Annotated in this window: 24 protein-coding genes; 15 read left to right on the top strand and 9 right to left on the bottom strand. The window is 42.7% G+C overall.

All coding sequences use genetic code 11. The features are described 5' to 3' along the window. Positions 1-39: 39 nt before the first annotated feature. Entirely contained in the window at positions 40-546 is a 507-nt protein-coding gene (locus CLV99_RS07035) for an RNA polymerase sigma factor (RefSeq protein WP_133583763.1), read from the bottom strand. Between the two features lie 193 nt (positions 547-739). On the opposite strand from CLV99_RS07035, the gene CLV99_RS07030 reads away from it, so the two are divergent. The 5 genes from CLV99_RS07030 (at position 740) to ligD (ending at position 5,363) form a co-directional block, all read left to right on the top strand. Next, the gene (locus CLV99_RS07030; RefSeq protein ID WP_133583762.1) at positions 740-946 is read left to right on the top strand and encodes a hypothetical protein; all 207 of its coding nucleotides are present in this window, start codon (positions 740-742) and stop codon (positions 944-946) included. A 90-nt stretch (positions 947-1,036) separates the two neighbouring features. Then, positions 1,037-1,741, top strand: coding sequence for a type 1 glutamine amidotransferase domain-containing protein (locus CLV99_RS07025; RefSeq protein WP_133583761.1), 705 nt, complete (start codon positions 1,037-1,039; stop codon positions 1,739-1,741). Positions 1,742-2,002: 261 nt separating this feature from the next. Further along, positions 2,003-2,563: a DUF4142 domain-containing protein gene (locus CLV99_RS07020; protein ID WP_133583760.1), complete on the top strand. Its 561-nt coding sequence runs from the start codon at positions 2,003-2,005 to the stop codon at positions 2,561-2,563. Between the two features lie 5 nt (positions 2,564-2,568). After that, positions 2,569-2,787, top strand: coding sequence for a hypothetical protein (locus tag CLV99_RS07015; protein ID WP_133583759.1), 219 nt, complete (start codon positions 2,569-2,571; stop codon positions 2,785-2,787). A gap of 155 nt (positions 2,788-2,942) precedes the next feature. Then, complete coding sequence (gene ligD / locus CLV99_RS07010) at positions 2,943-5,363, top strand: DNA ligase D (RefSeq protein ID WP_133583758.1); 2,421 nt, start codon at positions 2,943-2,945, stop codon at positions 5,361-5,363. A gap of 3 nt (positions 5,364-5,366) precedes the next feature. Here ligD and ku read toward each other — a convergent pair whose 3' ends face one another. Together ku and CLV99_RS07000 are read right to left on the bottom strand one after the other, a co-directional pair. Then, positions 5,367-6,122 (bottom strand): non-homologous end joining protein Ku, encoded by a 756-nt coding sequence (ku, locus tag CLV99_RS07005; RefSeq protein WP_133583757.1) that lies wholly within the window; start codon positions 6,120-6,122, stop codon positions 5,367-5,369. Between the two features lie 93 nt (positions 6,123-6,215). Further along, positions 6,216-6,722, bottom strand: a complete 507-nt coding sequence (locus CLV99_RS07000) for an RNA polymerase sigma factor (protein WP_133583756.1) — start codon at positions 6,720-6,722, stop codon at positions 6,216-6,218. 278 nt (positions 6,723-7,000) lie between these two features. On the opposite strand from CLV99_RS07000, the gene CLV99_RS06995 reads away from it, so the two are divergent. The 3 genes from CLV99_RS06995 to CLV99_RS06985 all read left to right on the top strand — a co-directional run bounded on the left by CLV99_RS06995 (position 7,001) and on the right by CLV99_RS06985 (position 9,591). Continuing rightward, positions 7,001-7,495 carry a hypothetical protein gene (locus CLV99_RS06995; RefSeq protein ID WP_133583755.1) on the top strand — a complete coding sequence of 165 codons (495 nt, stop codon included), beginning with the start codon at positions 7,001-7,003 and terminating at the stop codon, positions 7,493-7,495. A gap of 212 nt (positions 7,496-7,707) precedes the next feature. Further along, on the top strand, positions 7,708-9,174 hold the full coding sequence (locus tag CLV99_RS06990) for a glycoside hydrolase family 130 protein (protein WP_133583754.1): 1,467 nt from the start codon (positions 7,708-7,710) through the stop codon (positions 9,172-9,174). 183 nt (positions 9,175-9,357) lie between these two features. After that, on the top strand, positions 9,358-9,591 hold the full coding sequence (locus tag CLV99_RS06985) for a hypothetical protein (protein ID WP_133583753.1): 234 nt from the start codon (positions 9,358-9,360) through the stop codon (positions 9,589-9,591). On the opposite strand, the gene CLV99_RS06980 is transcribed toward CLV99_RS06985, so the two are convergent. The 4 genes from CLV99_RS06980 to CLV99_RS06965 all read right to left on the bottom strand — a co-directional run bounded on the left by CLV99_RS06980 (position 9,592) and on the right by CLV99_RS06965 (position 15,214). Then, positions 9,592-10,656, bottom strand: a complete 1,065-nt coding sequence (locus CLV99_RS06980) for a DNA topoisomerase IB (RefSeq protein WP_133583752.1) — start codon at positions 10,654-10,656, stop codon at positions 9,592-9,594. It abuts the gene before it with no gap. A gap of 2 nt (positions 10,657-10,658) precedes the next feature. Beyond that, positions 10,659-10,997 carry a DUF7218 family protein gene (locus CLV99_RS06975; RefSeq protein ID WP_246032709.1) on the bottom strand — a complete coding sequence of 113 codons (339 nt, stop codon included), beginning with the start codon at positions 10,995-10,997 and terminating at the stop codon, positions 10,659-10,661. 162 nt (positions 10,998-11,159) lie between these two features. After that, complete coding sequence (locus CLV99_RS06970; protein ID WP_133583751.1) at positions 11,160-12,965, bottom strand: glycoside hydrolase family 15 protein; 1,806 nt, start codon at positions 12,963-12,965, stop codon at positions 11,160-11,162. Between the two features lie 38 nt (positions 12,966-13,003). Next, positions 13,004-15,214 carry a bifunctional alpha,alpha-trehalose-phosphate synthase (UDP-forming)/trehalose-phosphatase gene (locus CLV99_RS06965; RefSeq protein WP_133583750.1) on the bottom strand — a complete coding sequence of 737 codons (2,211 nt, stop codon included), beginning with the start codon at positions 15,212-15,214 and terminating at the stop codon, positions 13,004-13,006. Positions 15,215-15,446: 232 nt separating this feature from the next. Between CLV99_RS06965 and CLV99_RS06960 the strand changes: the two genes are divergently transcribed. Next, the gene (locus CLV99_RS06960) at positions 15,447-16,334 is read left to right on the top strand and encodes an SDR family oxidoreductase (RefSeq protein WP_133583749.1); all 888 of its coding nucleotides are present in this window, start codon (positions 15,447-15,449) and stop codon (positions 16,332-16,334) included. Positions 16,335-16,391: 57 nt separating this feature from the next. Here the strand turns inward: CLV99_RS06960 and CLV99_RS06955 are convergent, their stop codons facing one another. Further along, on the bottom strand, positions 16,392-16,889 hold the full coding sequence (locus CLV99_RS06955; protein WP_133583748.1) for an RNA polymerase sigma factor: 498 nt from the start codon (positions 16,887-16,889) through the stop codon (positions 16,392-16,394). Positions 16,890-17,303: 414 nt separating this feature from the next. On the opposite strand from CLV99_RS06955, the gene CLV99_RS06950 reads away from it, so the two are divergent. Together CLV99_RS06950 and CLV99_RS06945 are read left to right on the top strand one after the other, a co-directional pair. Further along, positions 17,304-18,368 (top strand): sensor histidine kinase, encoded by a 1,065-nt coding sequence (locus tag CLV99_RS06950; protein ID WP_133583747.1) that lies wholly within the window; start codon positions 17,304-17,306, stop codon positions 18,366-18,368. Between the two features lie 4 nt (positions 18,369-18,372). Next, entirely contained in the window at positions 18,373-19,035 is a 663-nt protein-coding gene (locus CLV99_RS06945) for a response regulator (protein WP_133583746.1), read from the top strand. 68 nt (positions 19,036-19,103) lie between these two features. Here CLV99_RS06945 and CLV99_RS06940 read toward each other — a convergent pair whose 3' ends face one another. Further along, the gene (locus CLV99_RS06940; RefSeq protein WP_133583745.1) at positions 19,104-19,571 is read right to left on the bottom strand and encodes a PA2169 family four-helix-bundle protein; all 468 of its coding nucleotides are present in this window, start codon (positions 19,569-19,571) and stop codon (positions 19,104-19,106) included. Between the two features lie 212 nt (positions 19,572-19,783). Here CLV99_RS06940 and CLV99_RS23160 point away from each other — a divergent pair, with 212 nt between their 5' ends. From CLV99_RS23160 to CLV99_RS06925, 4 genes are all read left to right on the top strand, one after another. Beyond that, the gene (locus CLV99_RS23160) at positions 19,784-19,954 is read left to right on the top strand and encodes a hypothetical protein (protein ID WP_162850043.1); all 171 of its coding nucleotides are present in this window, start codon (positions 19,784-19,786) and stop codon (positions 19,952-19,954) included. A 9-nt stretch (positions 19,955-19,963) separates the two neighbouring features. Further along, positions 19,964-21,169: an NAD(P)/FAD-dependent oxidoreductase gene (locus tag CLV99_RS06935; RefSeq protein ID WP_133583744.1), complete on the top strand. Its 1,206-nt coding sequence runs from the start codon at positions 19,964-19,966 to the stop codon at positions 21,167-21,169. 151 nt (positions 21,170-21,320) lie between these two features. Beyond that, positions 21,321-22,469: a porin gene (locus tag CLV99_RS06930; RefSeq protein ID WP_133583743.1), complete on the top strand. Its 1,149-nt coding sequence runs from the start codon at positions 21,321-21,323 to the stop codon at positions 22,467-22,469. A gap of 82 nt (positions 22,470-22,551) precedes the next feature. Beyond that, the gene (locus CLV99_RS06925) at positions 22,552-23,982 is read left to right on the top strand and encodes an anion permease (RefSeq protein ID WP_133583742.1); all 1,431 of its coding nucleotides are present in this window, start codon (positions 22,552-22,554) and stop codon (positions 23,980-23,982) included. Positions 23,983-23,989: the final 7 nt, after the last annotated feature.

Here is a 23,989-nt window from a genome sequence, read left to right as displayed (position 1 = left end):
TCCTAATAGTGTATCTCATATTGATATCTATTGAAATGGCTATCTATATTGAGGAAATTGCTTTTGTAGACTTTTCCGAATTAAAAATATTCTAGATTTTATAGTGCCTTCAGGAATGCCATAGTGCTGAGCGAGTTCTTTGTACTTATAGCCTTCTACGTGGTAATCAAACATTTCCTTATATTCTTTGGGGAGTTTTGTGAGTGCTTTTTGTACATCTTTTAAGGCTAGGTTGTTTTCGACGGTGTTTTCTGTGAAAGGTTCCCGACAGCCGAGATCCTGATAAGAACTGGCGGTGTTGTGCTCGTATAGGTATCTATGCTTGCGATTCCTGTAGTTATTGATGTATATATTCTTCATAATAACAAACAACCAGGATACAACACGCGGATTGTGAAAAAACTGATCCACGTACTTTAACGCCCGAAGTAATGTCTCTTGTACTAAATCCTGAATATCTTCTGGATCGTTGGTAAACTTGTAGGCTAGACTTTTTAATACCGAACGGTATTCGATAAGCTGTAGGTTTAAAACTTTGTTTTCCATGTTGAAGTTATTTGATGTACAGAATGCGTTGCAAAAAGGATGCGAGGTGTTGAGAATGGCTGTACTTCGGGTATTCGTCGCCCGAAAAAGGATACATATACGGATGACATGAGGAAAATACCCTAATTTTTCTTTGTTTCAACGCTATCTCTACTGCATTGTTCAATAAGAAAAATTATAAACGAAGATAGCTATGAAACGAATCTTATTCAGTCTAACAACAATGCTTATTGTTTTTGGAACAGCAGCCTGTGGAAATAGAAATAATACCAACGGAACGGATAGACGTGAGCGTATGCCAGATAATAACTATGACAGTCCGATCGATACTTCGGTGATATCGACAAAAGACAGTATTGACAGTCTTATCCCGCCTACGCCTATAATGCCGATGATGTAGTCAGTTATTTAATGTTAATAAAAAAACGGAGCAATTGTTTATAGACAAGGTTCCGCTTTTGTCCGTAAACGATCATCAAATTTAGAAAAAATGGAAAAGAGAAACGCAGTGCTCCTCGTATTAACCTCGCACGATAGACTGGATAATAGTGACGAGAAAACAGGAGTTTGGTTTGGAGAGATGACAGCCCCTTATTACGAATTAGCGGACGCTGGCTTTACGGTGACGATGTGTAGCCCATTGGGCGGAGCGCCTCCTATAGATCCTATGAGTAAACTGACTGAACATATTACGGCTTCCAACAGACGTTTTTTGGCAGATGAGGTGGCCCTGGGGCGCTTTGCAAATACACTGCCACTAGAAAATATAAAGGCTTGTGCTTTTGATGCGGTATTTGTCGTAGGCGGACATGGCCCGCTGTGGGATTTGGCCAGGCATCCACAAATGGGACGGGTATTGTGCGAATTTGCTGATCAGGGAAAGCCGATAGCGGCAGTATGCCATGGGCCAGCGGCCTTGCTTGCCATGGAGTACTGTAGACCTGGTTATCTCAAAGGGAGGCGTCTTACGGCATTTACAAATATGGAAGAGTCTTTCGTCCTGCGAAAAGATAAAATTCCGTATGAGCTCGAAACTAGGTTGATGGAAAGTGGTGTAGACTTTAGCCATGCTACGCTTCCATTTCTGGCCCATGTAGTGTTGGATGAGAACCTCATAACGGGGCAGAACCCTCTATCGGCAACTCCAGTTGCTAAGACGTTGATTGAACTGATTCGTTTCCCAAAAAACCTTTGAGGGATAAAGGTTTAAAAGAAGAGTGCTAAGGTATATACGATCTTTGAGCCGTTGATTGGAAACGAAAAATTCTTTCATCTGTTGTTGTATTTCAGGTCATCCCGTCTATTTTTAACGTATGAAAAACAAGCAAAAGGTGTAAAGTACAGGAGGGGGACGTATAAATACTCGAAAAATAATTTATAGCAACGAATGTTTTGTTAGTGTGTTCGAGACTGTAAATTAAGTAATTGAAGTTTAACATTTATAAAAAGTAACTCCATGAAAAAGTATTTAAACTGGGCCGTTGTAATTCTAGGGATTATAACAGTTATGTCTTTCGGACAGCAAAATCCGGAGCAGGATTTTGTTAATAAAGCCGTTATGGCCAATCAATATGAAGTAGCACTGGCGCAACAAGCAGGGCAACGATCATCAAATGAAAGCATCAAAGCCTATTCACGTATGCTGGTCGACGAACATCAGCAGATTTTGAATGAGCTGAGACAGTATGCTGAAGCTAAAGGCTGGACAATATCTACCGATTTAGATCAAACACATCAAGGGCAATTGGAGGTGTTGGAAGGAACTGAAGTGGATCGGTATAATCAGGCTTTTAAAGATGCAGCGGTGGCCTCGCATGAAAATTCGATCGCATTGTATGAAGCCGTCAATGGAAATAATGCAATGACTGATGAAACATTGAAGATATGGGTAGCAGATAAGTTGCCTACTTTAAAGTCTCACCTGAGCCAAGCCCAGCAGTTAAAACTGGATGATACCGCTCCGATAAACAATCAGGTACCTCCGACTATAGATACTGTCAGGAACAATAAAATGTAAGTATCATGGCGACGAAGGAGGAAAATAAATTAGTAGGCAATAAGATGCAAAAGACGAAAAAAGTACGTTTGAGCAGCAAGGGGGAGGTCTCTGAAGATGTAGATGTCACACAAGACGGCGATGCAGAGGCAGGAGTGGATGCCCAAGAGGAGCAACTCAATGATATGCCCAATGATCCAACGGATAGACCGCTCGAAAAACGGCATAAAGAAAAAGGAACCTAGGTTCCGAGTATAGCTGTTATAATGGGAAGCGCGTCGGCTAATGCCGGCGCGTTTTTTTAAAATTCTCAAGATTTTCAACTTAGTCGGATAAAAAGTTGGTCGCCCTTTTGAACCTTATAAGCCTTTTAGGCGTTCTGAAGTGAAAGAAAGAGAATATGGCCAAATTAGCAGCATACACCAAAAAAAGAGATTTCGATAGGACGGATGAACCCCGAGGAAAGAGCCCAGCTAAAAAGCAAGGTAAGCACAAGTTACGTTTTGTGGTACAGCGCCATCACGCCTCACGGTTACACTACGATTTTAGGCTGGAGCTGGATGGCGTTCTCAAAAGCTGGGCAGTACCGAAAGGCCCCTCCCTGTATCCTAAAGACAAACGTCTGGCAATGCAGGTGGAGGATCATCCTGTGGACTATGCGTCGTTCGAAGGTAATATCCCCAAGGGGAATTATGGGGCTGGAACGGTGCATATTTTCGATTCAGGGTATTATGAGTTTTCGGATACGGATGATGAAAAGGGGTTTTTGAAAAATTGGAAAAAGGGATCGATTAAGTTTAGACTAATGGGACATATCTTGCGGGGTGAATTCGCTTTAGTACGCATGAACGGGGACGATGAGAAAGCATGGTTGCTGATTAAGCATCAAGATAAGTATGCTACGGATAAGCCCTATAATAGCGAAGATGTCGTGGCTGAACCGGTAAAAAGCGCTGGATTGGCATTCAAGAGCGGTCTTCCTCCAAAACCTATGTTGACAAAGCTGGTTGAAAAGCTACCTACGGGAACGGAATGGTTGTATGAGAAAAAATATGATGGATTCCGCATACTGGCGGTACATGATAGGCAAGGCACCTATCTTTACTCCCGTAATGGGAAGCTGATGAACTATCTGTTCCCTTCCTTGGTAGACGAAATAGCTAAACTGGACCGGGAAGTCTGTTTGGATGGAGAGCTTGTTATTGAAGATAAGGATAAAAACGCCCATTTTCAGCTGATTGCCAGTGGTGAGCCTATTCCTAGTGCATTGGAGTTACATTATTATGTATTTGATATACTCCGCTTGGAGAAAGAGGCAGTGACCGCTTATCGGCTGGAAGAGCGTAGGGATTTACTAAAACTGCTGTTTAAAAGGATGCATGGGATGAAGGTTATACAGCAAGTAGAGTCACTGAAGGGGGATAGTGAGGATGTACAGCGGATTGCGGAAGATAACAATTGGGAAGGGATAGTGGCCAAAGAGAAGGATAGCCGTTACCTCGAAGGAACGCGGAGTACAAGTTGGGTGAAATACAAGTTGAGGCATAGCCAGGAGGCTGTCATTTGCGGTTACACCAGACCTCAGGGCAACAGAGACTTTTTCGGGGCATTGGTGCTGGGCCTCTATAAGGAAGATCAACTGGTTTATATCGGTAACTGTGGAACGGGATTTAGTGATGCTTTGCTGCAGTCGCTCTATACAGCGATGCAACGGTTGGAGAATGGAAGGAAGCCATTTGCCCGAGGGACAAAGGTGGCTAAAGAGAAAGAAGTGACCTGGTTAAAACCGACATTGATTGCAGAGGTGTACTATTCGGAATGGACAAAGGAAGGCCATCTACGGCACCCTGTATTCAAGATGCTACGGGACGACAAAAAAGCAAAAGAGATTAAAACGGAAGAAGTTATGGGTATAGACAAAAAAGAAGAAACGCTTAAGGTTGGAGGCAAGACAGTAGAGCTGACCAATCTGGATAAGGTCTATTGGCCCAAGGATAACTATGTAAAGGGACAAATGATTGCCTATTATGAGGAGATGGCCGAGTGGATATTACCTTATCTTAAGGATAAACCTATTTCGCTGCACCGCTTTCCGAATGGAATCGATCAAGATGGTTTTTTTCAAAAGGACGTGGATCCTGATAAAATACCCGGTTGGATCAAAACAGTACCTATCTATGCAGAAAGTACGGGGAAGGAAATCGATTACATAGTATGTAACAACAAACAGACGTTGTTGTATATCGCTAATCTGGGGTCTATTGAAATAAATCCTTGGTTGGCGACTTATAAAAAGCCGGAAAAGCCTGATTTTGCGGTATTAGACCTTGATCCTAATGGCGCGGACTTTGGTGAAGTAATCCGTATTGCTCAAGATGCTAAAAAGCTATTGGATAAGATAGGTGTACCCGCATTTCTGAAAACTTCGGGATCGACAGGATTACATATCTACCTGTATGTAAAGGCGAAGTATGACTACGAAATTGTGCGCGATTTTGTGCAGTTGCTGGCATCCATACTCCACGAACGGCATCTGGAAACGACGAGTATCGTTCGAGATCCGAAAAAGCGGAGAGGGATGATTTATCTGGATTTCCTGCAAAACAGGAGAGGACAGACCATAGCAGCTCCCTATTCATTAAGGCCAAAGGAAGGAGCTACAGCGAGTGCACCCTTATTTTGGGAAGAATTGAAGGCCGGTCTGGAAATTAAGGATTTCAATATCCGAAGTATGCTAAAGCGTGTTAAAGATAAGAAAGACCCGTGGGCCTCAATTTGGGATAAGCCCGTTAACATTAAGCAGGCACTCGCTAGATTGTGAGAATTAGGCCAAGCTGGCTTTTAACTTGGCTAATAGGTCACCGGACTTGGTGTGTTCTACGTTAATCTTACGGATAGAGGTATGCTTTCCTTTGGCTTTCTGTTTGATGATCTTGAGTAATTCGGCGGTATATTCGTTCTTGTATTTCGAGATATCAAAAGGCTGGGAGTGTTGCTTTACCAATTGTAGGGCCATATCCATTTCTTCTTTTTTAATTTTTGTATTCTGGGGCAGACGGAGTTCATCGCTCCTGCGGATTTCTTCTTCAAAGCGAAGCTTGTTCAGAAGCAGGTAGTTGCCATGCGGCTTGACTAAAGCAAGATTTTCTACATTACGCATCACAAATGAACCGAGCCCGGCGGTCTTGCTTTTTGTTAAAGCTTTCAAAAGAAGGTCATAGGCTTTTTCACCTCCTTTGGCTGGCTCTAGGTAATAGGGGGTCTCAAAGTAAATGCTGTCTATTTCTTCTATTTTAACAAAAGAATGGAGGTTTATCATTTTATTTTTTTCGGGACTGGCCTCCTCAAAGTCGGCACTTTCCAACACGATGTACTGATCATTCAGTAGGTAGCCCTTTACAATATTGTCCCAGCTTACTTCTTTACCGGTACTTTCATTGACACGTTTATATTTAATGTTTGATTTATCTTTTCGATCCAACATATCCAAGTCTAATGAACTGCTCTGTGTAGCACTATAAATTTTAATGGGTATGTTGACCAGACCAAAACCGATCGCTCCTGTCCATATGGCTCTCATAATATATACTGTTTAATATGTTAGTTGAACAAGTGAAATACGGGTTGGTTTTGTCCAGGCCGCATTTCACTCGTATTTAAGGTGATTTAGGTGTTACCTATATTGAGGAAACTGCTTTTGCAGTGCCTTGCGAATGAGGAAAATCCTGGATTTTATTGTACCCTCAGGTATGCCATAGAGATCCGATAGCTCTTTGTACTTATACCCATTGATATAGTGGTCAAACATCTCTTTGTGTTCTTTGGGGAGTTGTGTCAGTGCTTGTTTTACATCTTTTAGAGCAAGGCTCTTTTCGACCGTGTTTTCGGTAAATGGCTCATGACAACCCAGGTCTTGATATTCATTTGCCTTGTGGTTTTCATAGCGGTATTTCTGCTTACTATGCCGGTAATGGTTGATGTATATATTCTTCATAATAACAAACAACCAAGAGACCACGCGGGGGTTATGAAAAAACTGATCAATGTACTTTAGTGCGCGTAGCAAGGTCTCCTGTACCAGATCCTGTATGTCTTCTGGATCATTGGTAAACTTGTAAGCAAGATTCTTCAATACCGAGCGGTATTCATTGAGCTGTAAGTTTAAATCTTTGTTTTCCATGTTGAAGCTATTTTTAGATGTACTAGATCTGTTACAAAAAAGATGCGAGAAGCATCTGATTTGGCACGTTCGGGTATTCGCACAACCAAAAATGATATATATACGGCGAGAGCTAGGGAAAATACCCTAGCTTAGGTCTCTTATGTGCGTGTTAGTTGTTATATTATAGGTGTTTATGTCATTTTTTGCTCATAAAATACGGAGATTTCACTGTCGCACAATTAAGCTGAACAATACGGTACATCGTTTGTTACTAAGGGAGTAGATCACAGCTAATTATGTATATTCAAGCTTTTGTACTCTTTTTTCTGTTTATAGTCCCTATACCGCGCTCGGAGGCGCAAAATGAGGAGGTGGAGAATAGTGTGATTCGGAATATCGTATTTATGCGTACCGAAGGATTGGGGATGGCTGAGCTCTTTTATAACCATAGTAAAGACAAAAAGATAAGGGAACTGTGCAGTCGGATTAAATCTTATTATACCGCTACACAACCCGATGCAGTCGCGCTCTGCTCGGGAAAGGACCTACAGTTGGCGGAGGCCGAGTTTGAGTTGTTATACGGACGGTTGCAGAAGGGATTTGAAGGTTATGATGCGAAAAAAGAAGGAGCCTATCTGGAGGTCTGTGAGGAGCATATCAATAAAAGTATTGCATTCTATACCCAACTGGTCCAGGACGGCGCATGGGAAGATATCTCTTATTTTTCCTTTAAGGCTTTGCCCGAACTGTTTAACCTGCAACAAGAGATGCGTAAATTAAAGAAAAAGTAGGTTGCTCCTAAATATTCTTTTTTTCAGATCTTACCATTTAGTATATAAGAGAAAATATATTGGAAATGCTGCGGAGATAATTATAAAAACCTGTAATGGTATACTTAACGATCTGTCTAAGTGGCTGACGGACAAATTCAATTAAAAAAATAAAAAGAGTATCCAACAGGAAAACAAAATGTGCCAATGCATGGTTATTAGTAAAAGTAATTATGTCTTTGCAGCTAATCCGTAAGAATATATTTTTTAAACCCGATTCTAAAAGAGTATTGGCGCGATATTTCAACTTGAACATCGACCGTACGACTAAGGTTGTCTATCGTATACTCAACTCGACTAAACAGCGAAAGGTCGACGTACTGAACCAGCTTCTTCGTAATTTCTCTAAACGACATCGTAGTATTTTGGATATCTGGGAACAAAACTTTAAACGTACCGAAGCGAGGCTACTGGATCTGGAATTGCGCAACCGGGATTATTCGCATCAGGAGAGGCTGTTGATCGGTGCATATTTTACGATGGAATATTCGGTAGAAGCAGCGGCTTTTTTCAATCCTTCGGTCGTCCAATCGCCCGATCAAACGCAGCTTAGATATGGAGAGAAAAGAGTGATTCTGAGCTTTAGGGCAACTGGCGAGGGGCATGTTTCTTCTATTGTGTTCCGATCAGCAATTATCGATAGTGACCTGAATATACATGTAGATGAAGTAGGCAAACTATTGGAGAAACCTAAACAGGTCAAAAACCATCGCTATCAAAAAGCTGATTTCATAGACAAACTGCTGCAGATACACGACCCTGGAAAAGATATGTTGGAGGTGATCAATGCAAAGCTGAGCTCTAGTTTTATTTATGAAGAACTGCTTCGCTATGTTAAGGAGATACAGCAAGAGAATGACCTAGATATAGAGGGACAGACCCTGATGACGCATATGACTTGGTTGGCTTCGTCGCATTATGAAATGACCTATTCGCTGGATACAGCGCTTTCCGAAAGGGTTATATTTCCTATTTCAGATACTGAAAAAAATGGGATTGAAGACGCCCGTTTTGTTCGATTTATAAATGAACGTGGGCACTGCACATATTATGCAACCTATACGGCCTATGATGGACTTACGGTTCTTCCCAAATTGCTGTCAACCAAAGATTTTGTACATTTCAAAGTGCAGCCTATTAATGGTAAAATTGCGAACAAAGGCGCTGCGCTCTTTCCCAGAAAGATTAATGGTAAATATGCGATGGTCTGCAGAGTGGATGGGGAAAGCAATTTTATTGCTTTCTCGGAGGATATCATTAATTGGCATCAGGAAGTTACTTTACTTAAAGAACCGGAATTTCCCTGGGAGTTTGTGCAGCTTGGCAACTGTGGGTCTCCAATAGAAACTTCCAAAGGATGGCTGGTACTGACCCATAGTGTGGGGCCCATGCGTGAATATACTTTAGGAGCACTATTGCTGGATCTGGACAATCCCACTAAAATAGTGGGAAAGCTCAATGAACCCCTATTGTATCCCAATGCGGATGAGCGAGAAGGTTATGTTCCCAATGTGGTGTATTCTTGTGGACAAATGGTGCATAACGGGCATTTAGTAATTCCATATGCGATGTCCGATCATGCTTCTACGTATGCAACAATATGCCTTGATGACTTATTAGAAGAATTGACAAACACGTAATTAGCTTTGCGTTTGTCTTTACTTGTAAGATCAGAAAAACAACAACTGCGTTGTCAATTAAACTTTAACGTCGAAAAGACAGTATTTACCACTACGTTGAAACCGTATTATTACCTTAATTACTCCCGATTTTTAACAAATTTATATTTGATATGTTCTTTGTATAAGTTAAATCAAATCATTATGAGAACATACGATTATTTTTTCATTACGATGCTAAGTGCGCTTTTGATGATAGGGTGTAGGAGTAGTACAAAGGAAGTAAGTGGAAAGTCAGGACCAGGGCCTGTGACGGAATCCGATAAGTCCCGGTATAACTTGAATCCTACAGATGAACTGAGGTATGGGACATTAGATTCTGCCAACCTAGATAGCATGGACGCCCAACAAGATAGTGTTCGACTAGCTCCTAGGTAACTAGGGTTGTTGGATAGTATAGCGGAGTAGTTGCATTAATTTGCGTTTATATAAGTTATCCGCTGGTTTTAGATGTTCTTGTTTATTGACCCGCTTTATCCATTGATTTAAATCGCCAGAGAGGTATATTTCCTGAATAGAGGGGTGTATGTAATGTGTACGTGTAACGGCTCGGGTGTTCCCTAATTGGTGTGCTACGGAGTCGATAACCCTCAAAAGTTGGGTCGTACGTTCAGTTTGATTTTTCAAGGGTATCGATTGACCCATATAGTAAAGCGTCAATATACAAGCGTACCATGTGCGGAGTGTTTTGCATGTTAAATCGGTCTTGGTCGCTTCTTGAATGTAATCGTTTAGATTTCCCGAATCAAGAGGTGTTATCCGATCCATATGATTATAATATTGAAATAGTCGTTGACCGGGAATTTCTTTTACCTTGTTCAATAAACGGATCAGGGATTTTTCTTTCAAAAAATGCTGCTGCTGTATCCCTTTCTTCCCAATAAATTTAAAAAATACTTTATGGGTAGAGAGTTGTTTTAGATGATGGTTACGTAAGGTAGTGAGTCCGTAGGATTTATTTTCCTTCTCGTAAATAGTATTGCCCACACGGAAGTAAGTCCTACTCATAACTGCTAAAGCTAAAGCACATACTTTTTCTTTACAGAATTTAGTTAATTCTAGGTCTTTTATTATTTGTCGTTCTAACTGAGCTTGCTTTTTGCCGAAGATGTATAGATTGCTGAATTTTTGCTGTTTACGTATTTCAGTCCATAACTGATGATACCGATACTGTTTGCGTCCACGTTCATCCTTGCCTGTGGCTTGTAGATGGCCATTAGAAAGAGGACATATCCAAACATTTTTCCAAGCAGGAGGTATCACTAAAGCTTGGATACGGGCCAGCGTTTGCGGATTTTGAATCGGCTTACCTTCCTGATCGATGTATTTAATTTTTTTTCCACGGCGCACGCGCTGGTAGCCTCGCTCTTTGCACGAAACATAACGAAGCCCTGCTTCGTGCAAGGCTTCGGAATCTGATATTAAATTATCTGCTATTGGCATAACTAGTGATTACGAACAGCAGCAATCAATTCACCTTTTGTCATCTTATATCGTCCTTTAATACCAATTTTTTTTGCTTCTTCTAGAAGTTGGGGTTTGGTACGTTCTTCCATTGGACTACTTTTACCTCCTTTTTTACTGGCATTGGGCGAATTGGCAATGCGGGCGGCTTTTTCTTTGCTGGCCCCTCCACGGCGTAATGCTTCGTACTTGGCATCGTCTTTTATCTGTTTTCCATGGTTCTTTGTCATGCTCTTATTATTTTGTGTGTCTACATTGATCATCGCAATGATCAAGCTTCTCATCTGTCCTGCGGTAATTTTCAAATCTTGTATATCCATAATAGTATGTTGAGTTGTTTACGCTATACTAACTTCAAAAAACAGACCGAAACGGCGGTGTAGAATACTTGTTTTAACCTCAAAATCTACTCTTTTGGAACTGGGTATTTGTCGCAGTAGTGACGTAGAAACCGTAACAGCGGAAGGCAATCAAAACTCGTGCTAGCTGTTGGTGTTATCGAAAAAAGTGGGGCTATCGAGCTTTATAGCAATGCGATAGGCTGCGTTGACCAGTCCAACATGGCTATAGGCCTGCGGGAAATTACCCCATTGGCTGCCATCATAATCGTCTACATCTTCGCTGAATAACATGAGGTGATTGGCAAAGGACAGTAACTGCTTGAAGACTTTCTGGGCTTCGTCGAGTCTACCCACACAGGCCAGTGCCTCTACATACCAGAATGCACAGACCAAAAAGGTGGACCGTGGACGTCCAAAGTCATCTTTGTGAAGGTAGCGGTAGAATAATCCTTGGTCTCCCTTCAGTACTTTTTCCAATTGTTTGAGATGTTCTTTGGCTTTTTTCGAGTTGGGGTCGAGATACCCCATCATGATAAGCTGTAAGGTCGAGGCATCCAGATCCGTACTCTCGTGGGCATTGGTATAGACCATGCGCTCGCTGTCATAGCAGCTCTCGATGTGTTGTGCGGCTTTATCGCGGATTACATTTGCCTGCCTATTGATGTCTTCTAGATCATATTGCCTTGCTATTTTTAATGCCGCCGTGGCACCGGCCCATTGAAAAAGGTTGGAATAGCAATGCCGTTTTTCCATATTCCGGAATTCCCAGATGCCTGCATCTTTCTCATCAATGGTGAGCTCCATCTTGCGGAGTATAAAACGTGTCCATTCGGCTGCGAACCCGGTGTTTTGGTGGCGGAACCGATGATCGGTGAATAGGGGGAGCAGGGCTATCATCGCTTGACCATAAACGTCATTTTGAATATGCTCGGAGGCTTGATTGCCTATGCGGATGGGCTGGTTGCCCTGGTAGCCATTTAGGGAATCTAGTATTTTCTCTTCAAGGTCAGACTGGCCGAGGATACCGTAAAGAGGTTGTAACCGACCAGGGTCCGATTGGGTGATGTTGGCAATGTAGGAAGCATAGCGTTCCATCTCTTCGAAATGACCGATATGGCTCAGGGCGGTAAGTACGTAATAGCTGTCGCGGACCCAACAGAATCGATAATCCCAGTTACGTCCGGCACCAGGGTGTTCGGGTAGACTGGTGGTGCTGGCGGCAATTATGGCTCCCGTATCCTCGTATTGATGTAACTTAAGGGCAAGTGCAGACCGGATCACTTCTTTTTGATAGAAAGCTGGAATGGAAGCATTCTTCACCCAGCGGTGCCAATATTGACGGGTACGGGTCAAGAAGTCTTCGGCGGTACGGGCGATAGGGGCCTCAAAAGAATTGCTAAATGTGAGGATCAAATATACAGGCTTATTGATCAGATAGCTGACATCATTAAAGAAATGGCTGATGGGCATATTGGTCGCTAGCCGCATCTTGACATCGCCAGATTCAAATTGGATATGGTTGCTGCCTCTGCTTTTTTGAAAGGAAGCTTCACCGTATTGGTATTTAGGGTCACAGATGACCCTTACTTTGGGATGCCCTGAGATAGGTTCTATCTTTCGAATCAAGACTAGGGGCTTATAGTAGCGTTCGTATTGCTCGAAGCGGGGCGCAAAGTCGGTGATGCGGTAGCTTCCTTCGGCACTTTCTATAGTCGTGCATAAGATGTTTGTATTCTCGATATAGTGCTGGCTGGAGTGGAGAATATCTCCAGGAGGAGTAATACTAAACCGTCCTCCTTTATGTTCATCCAGCAGTGTACCAAATACAAAAGAGTCTTCGAAAGAAGGCCAGCACAACCAGTTGATGTTGCTGTCTTTGCCTACATGTGCTATATAAGCACAGTTTCCGATAATTCCACTGTTGTAAAGATGCTTCTGTTTTGTCATATTGTATCGTTTAAGTATGAAAGGTGTTAGGAATCCGTTTATAGCGCTGTTTTCTTGTTCTGTGGTACGCGGAGCTGGCTGAGCAAGTCAAGGACATCCTCCTGTTTTTCGATGTAATACTGTGCTAGGGTCTGTTTGGTGCCGACTTTGACGGTCACTGCCGAGTCCTGTAGCTCGAAAAACATATCTTCGTCTGTAGAGTCATCACCGATGGCGAATATAAAATCGGGCTGGTATTGTTCTACGATTTCCAAAGCAGCCTTTCCTTTGTTCAGCACATTGATTTTTACTTCAATCACTTTGTCTCCCATAAGAAGCTGCAGACCATATTGGGGTAGCAGGTAGCGTAATGCATCTGCTAGCTCTTGGGCACGCATCAGACCTAGTCCGGTATGCACTTTTCGATAATGCCAGGCCAGGGAATAGTTTTTTTCTTCAATATTTGCTCCAGGGGTGCGGTCGGTAAATTTGGACATGATACGGCGTACTGGAGTTTTCCAGGCGGTAGGCATATCGGGTTTATCCCGCCACTGCCCATCGGGAAAATTGCTCCATGCCCCATGTTCGCCGATGAGGAAGTAATCGGTGTCGCCAAACCATTTGCGCAAATCGGTATGCGGCCGTCCGCTGATGATCGTAATCTGATTGGCAGGGTCATGTTGGAGGTCTGCTAGGACTTGAAGCACTGCTGCGGTGGGTCGTGCTGCATTGGCCTCTTTTTGGAATCCGACCAAGGTACCATCGTAGTCAAGAAAAAGTAATCTTCTTTTGGATTGGGCAAGCCTATCGGTGATCTTTTTGAGGGTAGGTCCCTGTAGTTTTCTACTGGCATGGGTTTTTTGCTCCCGTTTGATTTCATGCAGGCGGTTGAAAAATAATTTTACCCAATGGCTGATATTGAATTTTTTGACCAGAGCGACATTGCTTTTCATCCGTTGCTGCTGCTCTTTATGGGGCATATAGATGGCAAGATGTATAGCCTGGGTGATGTCTTCGATGGAATAGGGATTGATCTGTATCGTTTCCGGAAGTTCTTTGGCAGCACCTGCAAATTCGCTGAGGATGAGCACGCCATCCTGTCGTTGGGATTTGCTCGCGATATATTCCTTGCAGACCAGGTTCATTCCGTCACGCAGGGAGGTGACCAAGCAGATGTCTGCAGCAACATATAAGGCAGACAGGTCTTCGATGGCCAGCGAATTATAGAAGTAGGTAATCGGTGTCCATTCGTCCGAACCGTACACGGCATTGATATGACCGACCATTCGGTCAATCTCGTCGCGCAGTAATTTGTACTGCGCTACATTGTCGCGGGAAGGGACTACAAGCATATATAAAACTACGCGGTTGCGTAACTCGGGATAGGTCTGTAAGAGATTCTCGTAGGCAGCTAGCCGTTCGAGAATGCCCTTGCTGTAATCCAGTCGATCGATGGAAAGAATGATTTTGCGATTTTGATACTGCTCCTGTAGCACATGTACTCTAGAGAGTACGTCGGCAGATTTGGACAGCTGTTCAAATTTTTCGAAATCGATACCCATCGGAAACACCTCTACATGTACCCTGCGGTCCCGACAACGTACGCTGTTATTTTTGGGCGAGAGATGAAGGAGATTTAAGCAGGAATTGAGAAAATGTTGGGCATCATGATAGGTATGGAAGGCAATGAGGTCGGCCCCCAGCAGACCTTTTAGTAATTCATTGCGCCAAGGGATACATCTGAAAATCTCGTCGGCAGGAAAGGGGATGTGCTGAAAGTAGCCAATGGTCAGGTAATTGTTCTGCTGTCGTAGTAATTGGGGAAGCAGCATCAGTTGATAATCATGAACCCATATCTCATCTTTTTCGGTGATATGCTGTGCTAGCGTGGCATCGCAGAATTTTTGATTTACTTGTTGATAGGCTGCCCAGTAGGACTTATCAAATACGGCGTAGGATAATCTGTAATGACAGATGGGCCATAATATCTCATTTGAAAATCCTTCATAGTAGTCTTCCAGTTCTTGGGCACTCAAGAAAACGGGGATGAGGTTATGGCTGGCCAGTTCTTCTCGAATGAGTTGTTCTTCTTCTGGGCTCTCTGGGATATATCCCGGCCAACCGACCCAGATACTTCCGCCTTTTTTATAGTAAGAGCCAAGACCGGTGGCGAGACCGCCTTCGCTGGGAATAAAAAGTAATTTACCATCCTGTTTTTCGATACGTATAGGCAATCGATTGGAGATGATTATAGTTCGTTTTGTTTGCATACAAGGTAAGGTGATAGGTCGAAATTGACCTAAATAGATGTAATACTATACTTATTCTAACGTCTCTTAGTAGGAATAGTTTGTAAAAGACGGTGGCGATTCAGGGATAAAGGACGAAAGGGGTATTTATTACGGTACTGTCGCTAGGGGTAAATACTTGTACGGCTAATTTTATTAACAATTTGATGTTGGAGCTGTTCATTGTTAACTTTTGAACTTAAAATAAAACACTATGAAACCAGAAGAAAATAATCCAATTGATAAATACGCGAAACCGCCCTTTGAAAAGCAGGATCAAGCTGTACCCGGTATCTCTAGTGCGATGAGTCCAGTTCCTGATCATGGCGAAGAATCCTATGAAGGTAGGGAGATGTTAAAAGAAAAAGTCGTTCTTATTACAGGAGGAGATTCGGGTATAGGTAAAGCCGTCGCAATCGCTATGGCTCGGGAAGGTGCAGATATTGTAGTCGCGTACAAAGAAGAAGTTGAGGATGAAGATGCTCTTGATACCAAAAGTTGGGTAGAAAAAGCAGGTCGTACCTGTGTATTGATTCGCGGAGATATTCGTTCCGAATCACACTGTGAGACTATTGTTCGTACTTGTGTGGCTGAATTGGGTAGGGTCGATGTTTTGATTAATAATGCGGCATATCAGATGACGTATAAAACTGTGGAAGAAATCAGTGCATCAGAATGGAATAAAACTTTCGAAACGAATATGAGTGCGATGTTCTATCTCGTAAAAGCGGCGAAAAAATATATGAGACCAGGAAGTAGTATTATAAATACGACTTCCGTGAATGCATATGATCCGAACCCTACGCTCTTGCCTTATGCAGCGAGTAAAGGCGCGATTCAGAATTTTACAGCTAGCTTAGCACAACTATTCTTAGAGGATGGCTCAGGAATACGTGTCAACGCAGTAGCTCCGGGTCCGGTATGGACCCCTCTGATTCCGAGTACCATACCTGATCATGAAAAATTTGGAGTAAATACGCCTATAGGTAGACCTGGTCAACCTGTAGAGATTGCGCCAGTATATGTATTTTTAGCCTCAGATGCTGCGTCCTATATTTCTGGAGCGACTATTCCAGTTACTGGCGGACGAGTTACGATTTAAATAAAATGCCCTTCTATAATTCTATAGAAGGGCATTTTACATTACTTTCTATCCGTATTAAGATACATATCCGCTAAGGTTTTCCTTGAGCAGCTTTCTGGCCATGTGTATTCTTGTTTTCACGGTTCCCTCAGGGACCTGTAGGTGTTCAGCGATCTCGTTATATTTATAACCTTCCACGAACATGGTAAAGGCTTTGTAGTTGGAAGGAGGTAGCTTGGATAGGGCTTCTTGTATATCTTCCATAACGAATTTGGATTCCCCTTTATTCCAAGATGTCTTTTCGAAGTGCGTGATATGTTGAAGTTCGGATTCGATAGTCCTGTATTTGACTTGTCTACGGTATTTATTGATGTATATATTTTTCATTATCGTATATAACCAAGCGACCAATTTGGGATTGTGAACAAACTTCTCCAAATAATTTAGAGAACGTATGAAAGTCTCCTGGACCAACTCTTCCTTTTCATACGGATCGCTAGTGAACTTCTGCGCTATACTATTTAGAATAGGGCTGTTTTCTAAAATCGTCAAGTTTAATTGTGCTGTTCTCATATCGATATTTTCTAAGTTGTAAGTGTGTATTTGTTATTGGAATACATCAAATATGGTGCAGGATTATTAACAAAAAGAGGCACCGCGTAGGCACATTAAGGTTCCTAGGGAAAAATACGGTCAATCAGGTATATATAGCTGTTTTGGTGTATCTGTTTGTAAATTAGTATATTGTGTCTATTTTGGTGCTTTGTGACTATCGCGTTTATCAATATCTTTATGGAAGCATGATTTTTAAAAGAGGTGTTTTTGCAATAGATATCAGGTACAAATATTTTAGAGCACGTATAAACCGCAAAAAAATAAATTAATAACAGGTATTTAATAGGGTAGAATAGGTTTGGTTTTTGCTTCTCTATCGCATTGCTCCGTTCCTTTGCTAGGTATAGGAGAAGGTATTAATCTTTGGATTGGATGGAGATAAATAGAAAACAAAAGGAACACGAACTCTTCGAACGATCAAAGCTGATGATAAACCATCCGCCAAATGAGGTTTTCGTAATGAAGGAGGTGTTTCCGCATGGGGCACAGGGAAGGGTGTTGTTGAATGATGCCTTTGAGATAATCGAGGCCGATGGGCAGGTATTAGGACAGATGGGATATACCGATAAAAGGAATGTACTAGGCAAGGTGTTTTTTGATCTTTTTGTAGGCAAGGAAAAGGCGCGTCTGTCGCATTTTTTTACGCATACCAACTTTGAGTACCTTAAGGTTCTATCGTATATACAATTGCGCAAAAGTAAAAAAGGGACAAAGTGGATCAGCTTATACAGTAAAAAGGAAAAACTGGAAGAAAATAGCGTAGGGTATAGTGTGGTGTTTTTGGATGAAGAAGATAGTTTTGCAACGCTGACCAAGGATAAATTCGATACACTGTACCGCTCGTTTTTTGATATGTATGAGGCAGAGCTTGCGCAGATCGGATTGACTTTGCGCGATGATGTGGCACAGGAGCTCTATGCATTGCGCGTGAGTATGCAGAACTTTATAATCTCAAACGGCTACGAGGATGAAATATCGGTGCTCAAGAAACGGTTAAATGATACGATCAGAAAGATTACAGAACTTTCTAATGAGCTGTTGCCGAATGTCTTTGTGCATGTCGGTTTTTTGCCGGCAATGGAGGATATGGTGTTTGGTATAAAACGGTTGGGATATGATCTTCGTTATAAAATCGATGCACGTATAGCGGACAAATCGCCCGAGTTTCAGTTTTGCTGTTACCGTGTGGTGCAGGCCTTATTGCAAAGTTGGAAGCTAAATGCTCGCCCCTACGAGGCTTCATTGATAATTACGGTGAAAGGAAATAAAATAAATATTAACTTAAGTGAATCTAGAGGTCTTGGTGAGGAGAGTTTTCAGCATTATCCAGACGCTGTGCTGCATAATGTGCATAACAGAATCGGTCTATACGACGGAACTTTGGAGGTAAATCGTGTTTCAGAGAGCAGTCAGGTACTTATAACAATGTATAACTAACAGTATGATTAAGATAATTTTGGTAGAGGACCATCTGGTGGTCCGTAATGGAATTAAGTTATTATTGGATACACAAGAAAATATGAAAGTGATTGCCGAAGCTAACAATGGTAAGGAGGCGATTGCTTATCTGGCGGAAGGAAGTATTCCGGACGTGATTATTACAGATATTAATATGCCTGGGATGGATGGACTGCAGTTGACTGAAAAGTTGGTGGAACAATATCCCGATATAAAAATTATTGTATTGTCGATGTTGAACAATACACAGAACGTCGCGCAGGCATTTGAGAAAGGCGCTAAAGGCTATCTCGTGAAAAATGTCAGTTATGACGAGTTACTCTTTGCGATTGCGCATATCGGCAATGGGGGACGCTACCTCTGTGAGGAGCTCGCGATGCTTTTGCTTGAACGGGTAATCGCACAGCCTCCGGCATTTGGGGGATATGAGGGGGAAGGAGCTGCAGATGGAATTGAACTAAGTGATCGGGAAGTAGAGGTCTTGCAATTGATCAGTGATGGATATACCAATGTGGAGATAGCGGACAAATTATTCTTGAGCAAACGAACTGTGGAAGGGCACCGGCAGAATCTGATTGAGAAAACGGGGGTAAAGAACTCGGCTTCTTTAATAAAGTACGCGGTTGTTAATAGACTGGTGGATTAAAAAAGATATTACCACTTTACAGTTTATCCATAAAGTGGTAATATGCTGTTGTCTGTATGAAAAAAGAGCTACATATCTATATTGTCCCGTAGTTCTTTGATGTGGTCGTGGGCCTCGAGCTGTAGGCTCGCTTGGCTTTGGATAATCGAAACAATTGTGGGGGATGCATGTCCATATTTTGTTATTCCTTCTTTATAGACTTTCTTGAATTCGTCCTCTCCACGCTCACAGCTCTCGAGTATAGCTTTCACGGTATAAGGAGCGACGGCAGATTTGATTTCCATCCATGTCCTGAATAGTTTGCCACTGGTACGTGTCTCTTCGGTAGGCATGTCGCCTTCGCGGATAACCAGCGGTTTCAGTTCATTTTTGAACTGAATGGATTGGTCTCGGTATTTTTCGAAAACATCCTGTAAACCATAGTTGCCTTCTTCGGGCAATAAAGAAATCGCTTTTTCATATCCCTCGATCCGGTCGTTATTGATTTCTATAAGTTGATTCAAAAGGTCTGCTGTGTCTTGATGTAAGTTTTCCATATCGTTATTTTTTTGTTTGCATAGAGGACAGCTATATAAGCATATAGTTTATGACTTAATCGAATAGGGGTATTAATTGGCGGACAACGGGGGGAAGTTCGGTCTGAGGTACCGTATTAACTGTGGAAAGCGCGAAGTAGATGCACCTAATGGAGACAGGGAAAACTAAAATAGGGTTTGAGCTGTTCATCTGAGACAAAAAACTAGAAACTATGGAAACGAACGAGAAAGAAGAATATGAGGGACAGGTGCCTGATGTAGTAAAGAATGAACCTGATGATAAGCCGGCCGGGAAAGGGATTATGTGGGCGATTGCTATTGCGGTAGTTATATTGGTCATTATCTATTTTATGTTTTTTAAAAATGACGTTGGCTTTGATTAGATAAAATTTATGGATTTGAAATCACCGGAGCCTTTTTGGCTTATAAAAAATGGATTGTTAGATTCTTATCCTTCTTTGAAAGAAGATATCGATTGCGAAATCTTGGTTGTGGGCGGAGGGATTACTGGGGCGTTGATTGCACATCAGTGTATTGCTGATGGCTACGATACTGTCCTGATCGACAAGCGGGAGATTGGTTACGGGAGTTCGTCTGCGACGACCTCTATGTTGCAGTATGAAATTGACGTGCCGTTGTACAAGCTGTGTGAGCTCATCGGTGCGGAGAAGGCGGTGTCGAGTTATAAGGCCTGTTCGCGTGCGATCGACCAATTGGAAGACATTGCCAAAGAAATAACTTCAGAAGCTGGTTTTGTGCGTAAAGAGTCCCTGTATTTCGCTGCAAAGCGGAAAGATGTCGCTGGTTTGAAAAAGGAACTCGAAGCGCGTGCAGCGGCTGGTTTTGATGTAGAATGGATTTCGAAGGAGGATCTATCCCAACGTTTTGGATTAGAAAAGACCTATGGCGGGATTCTGTCTCAGCAAGGGGCCAGTGTGGATGCGTTCTGTCTATTGCATGAATTACTGGCTTATAATCATAAGCGGGGATTGCGGGTCTTTGACCGGACCGAACTCAAAAAGGTTAGGCATCGTAAGGGCTATAGTCATTGTGCAGTAGGTACAGGAGCAAAGATTCAGGCGCAGAAAGTGGTGTATTGCGTTGGATACGAAAGTAAAAGTATGATCAAAGAACGGTTCGTGGACTTATTGAGTACTTATGCCATTGTCTCAGAGGTTGATGCAGAAGCCTGTAAACCGATTAGAAATCTATTGGTTTGGAATACAGATGCACCTTATATCTATATGCGTTGTACTGACGATGGGCGGGTATTGATAGGAGGTGGGGACGAAAAATTTAGCAACCCTAAAAGGAGGGATGCCCTATTGGCACGTAAGGCCGGTAAACTCAGTAAGAGTTTTGAACGGCTATTTCCTAAGAGGACATTTTATACGGACTTTTCATGGACGGGTACTTTTGGGGAGACCAAAGATGGACTACCTTATATCGGGACTCACACCTCCTTTAAAGAGGCCTACTTTGTATTGGGATTCGGAGGTAATGGGATTACATTCTCTGTGGTGGGAATGCAAATGCTTTCTTTTTGGCTCAGAGGGAAGGCCCATCCCCTACAGGAGGCATTCGCCTTTGGTAGATAATATCCCGCATAAGCGCTATTTCTGCTTGTCGACCGTTACATACCGTAACGGTTTTTTTTATAATTAATATTTTTTTAAAACAATTTGATGACAATTGGTGTATCTACTATAACCAACTACTATGTAAAAAACTGTAACTGTGCATTAGCCTATGAAAAAAGCTTGTATTTACCTTGTTTCTTGTTTATCAATCGCCTGGGGTATTCCTATAGCGGCCTATGCACAGGTGCCGGATAGTACCTGGGGCAAGAAATTTGAAAATTACCCAACATTTAAGTTTAAAGGACTCTTTCAAGCTCGATATGTAGTGAGTGCCAATGAGGATGTCGATGTGGGAGGGCAGCATCATGAGGATGGTTCGGGAACCAGCAATTCGTTTGCACTGAAATATATGCGTGCGCAGGTGCAGGCTAAAATAAGCCAACGGACGGAGGTTGTAGCCTTGGTCAATCTGGCGGACTTTAAGAATGACCCGAAAAGCCGTGTCTTGGAAAATGCGTATCTGAAATATACGTTCAGCCCAAAAGCAGCGATTACGGTAGGGCAGTTTAGGCCTTGGTTCGGTATTGAAGAGACAATTCCGGCAGATATTATTAAGTCGCTGGACTGGTCGAATCAATATAGTGAATTTGGAAAGTTAGGATGGACGAGTTTCCAAATAGGGGCTTCGATCGGAGGAACGCTGCATGTCGGCAAGATGCCTTTTCAATACGCGGTATCGGTCGTGAATGGCAACGGTAAAAATCAGGTCTCGGATAGCGATAACGGAAAGCAGTATATGACGCGATTGGTATTTGGCCTGTCTAAAAAATACGGTGTGAATATCGGGTTGAATGGTGGTGTAGGGGAGGTGATCAAGAAGAATGTGTATGCATGGGGAGCGGATATTGTGGGGAATGTGCCGTTTTCGGCCAAGTGGAATCTGGATTTGCAATTGGAAGGAAAACAGGCTACTAATCATGCCTTGTATAAGACTATTCCGGAGGAAGATAGACCCAATGATATCAATAGTTACCTCGTACGGGGATTTTACTTTTTGCCCAATCTACGCTATCAGATCAGGCATAAGAACTTGGGATCTATAGAAGCTTCCTGCCGTTACGAGTATTTAGATCGAAGCTTTAGTAGGGATTCTAATCCCCGGCAGACATGGACACCGATGCTTGGACTCGAATTCCTGAAGGATTACGGAGCACGGATACAGGTGGGGATGCAGATGGATCGCTATAAGCATCAACTGGCTAATACGACTACGCACAATGGTAACTTATTTATCATACAGGTGCAAAGTCGTCTTTAATGAACTGAATAAATCAATCCGTCAATAGGCGGAACATAAAAATCAAACCGAGCTTGCGAGCTCATGTATTAATTATCTACTTATGAAAGAGATCGATATCAAAAGAATAGGTATTACCTTCTTAATCGCTTTGTCACTATGGTTTATCCCTCCACCAGAGGGAGTGACCCCCGAGGCCTGGCATCTGTTTGCCATATTTGCCTCTACTATCCTTGGTATTATTCTTAAAGCAGCCCCTATGGGGACGATGTGTATGATGGCCATCGGCTTTACCGCATTGACTCAGGTGCTTGCGCCAGGCAATCCGAGTGCTTCTATTGTGAAAGCGCTGAGCGGCTTTGGTGATAAGGTGATCTGGCTGATCGGTATCTCGTTCTTTATTGCCCGGGGATTTATAAAAACGGGGCTGGGAAATCGCATTGCTTTTTTGTTTATCAAGATCTTTGGAAAAAGTTCGCTCGGACTGGCCTATGGACTGGGATTGGCTGATATGTGCCTGGCACCAGCGATACCGAGCAATACAGCCCGTGGTGGAGGGATCATATATCCCATCATGAAATCGATGGCGATGAGCTTTGGCTCTGTCCCTGATGATCCGAAGACGCATCGTAAGCTGGGTTCTTTCTTGACGCTCAATAGTTATTATATGAACCTGATTACTTCGTCCATGTTCTTGACCGGGACGGCAAGTAATCCGATGTGTCAAAAGTTTGCCGCCAATCTTGGGGTCGATATCACCTGGATGTCCTGGGCAGCAGCGGGATTTGTACCTGGGCTTGCCGCATTTTTTATCGTACCACTGGTGATGTATAAAATATATCCGCCAGAGTTGAAAAAGACGGGCGATGCGCCTAAGATGGCTACGGAGAAACTGAAGGAGATGGGGCCGATAAAAGTCAATGAATGGTTGATGTTGCTGGCTTTTTTCGTATTACTGGCACTATGGATCTTTGGTGGTGCACTTTCTATCGACGCGACGACGACGGCTTTTATCGGGCTGACCCTGTTGTTGCTTACCTCGGTACTGACCTGGGAAGATGTGAAGGCCGAGAAGGGAGCCTGGGATACGATTGTATGGTTTGCTGTTTTGGTGATGATGGCCAGTTCGCTCAATGAACTTGGCTTTATAGGTTGGTTCAGTGATCTGGTGAAGGTACAGATAGGAGGGCTGAGTTGGACGGTCGCTTTCCCTGTTATTGTATTGGTCTACTTTTTTAGTCACTATATTTTTGCAAGTGCAACGGCTCATGTGGCAGCGATGTATGCCGCGCTATTGAGTGTAGGGATATCCTTGGGGATTCCAGGTATGCTGTTGGCTATGATGCTGGGTTTTATGGGCTCTATCTATGGGGTATTGACGCATTATGGACACGGTCCTGCGCCGGTATATTTTGGTAGCGGTTATGTCGAGCTGAAAGCCTGGTGGTTACGGGGGCTAGAGATAGGGGTGCTTCTATTGGTGATCTACATGGCTGTAGGTGGACTATGGATGAAAGTAATTGGTTATTATTAAAATATGT

The sequence above is a fragment of the Sphingobacterium yanglingense genome (assembly GCF_004363245.1).
GTDB lineage: Bacteria > Bacteroidota > Bacteroidia > Sphingobacteriales > Sphingobacteriaceae > Sphingobacterium > Sphingobacterium yanglingense.
This window is presented reverse-complemented; position numbering and strand designations above follow the sequence as displayed.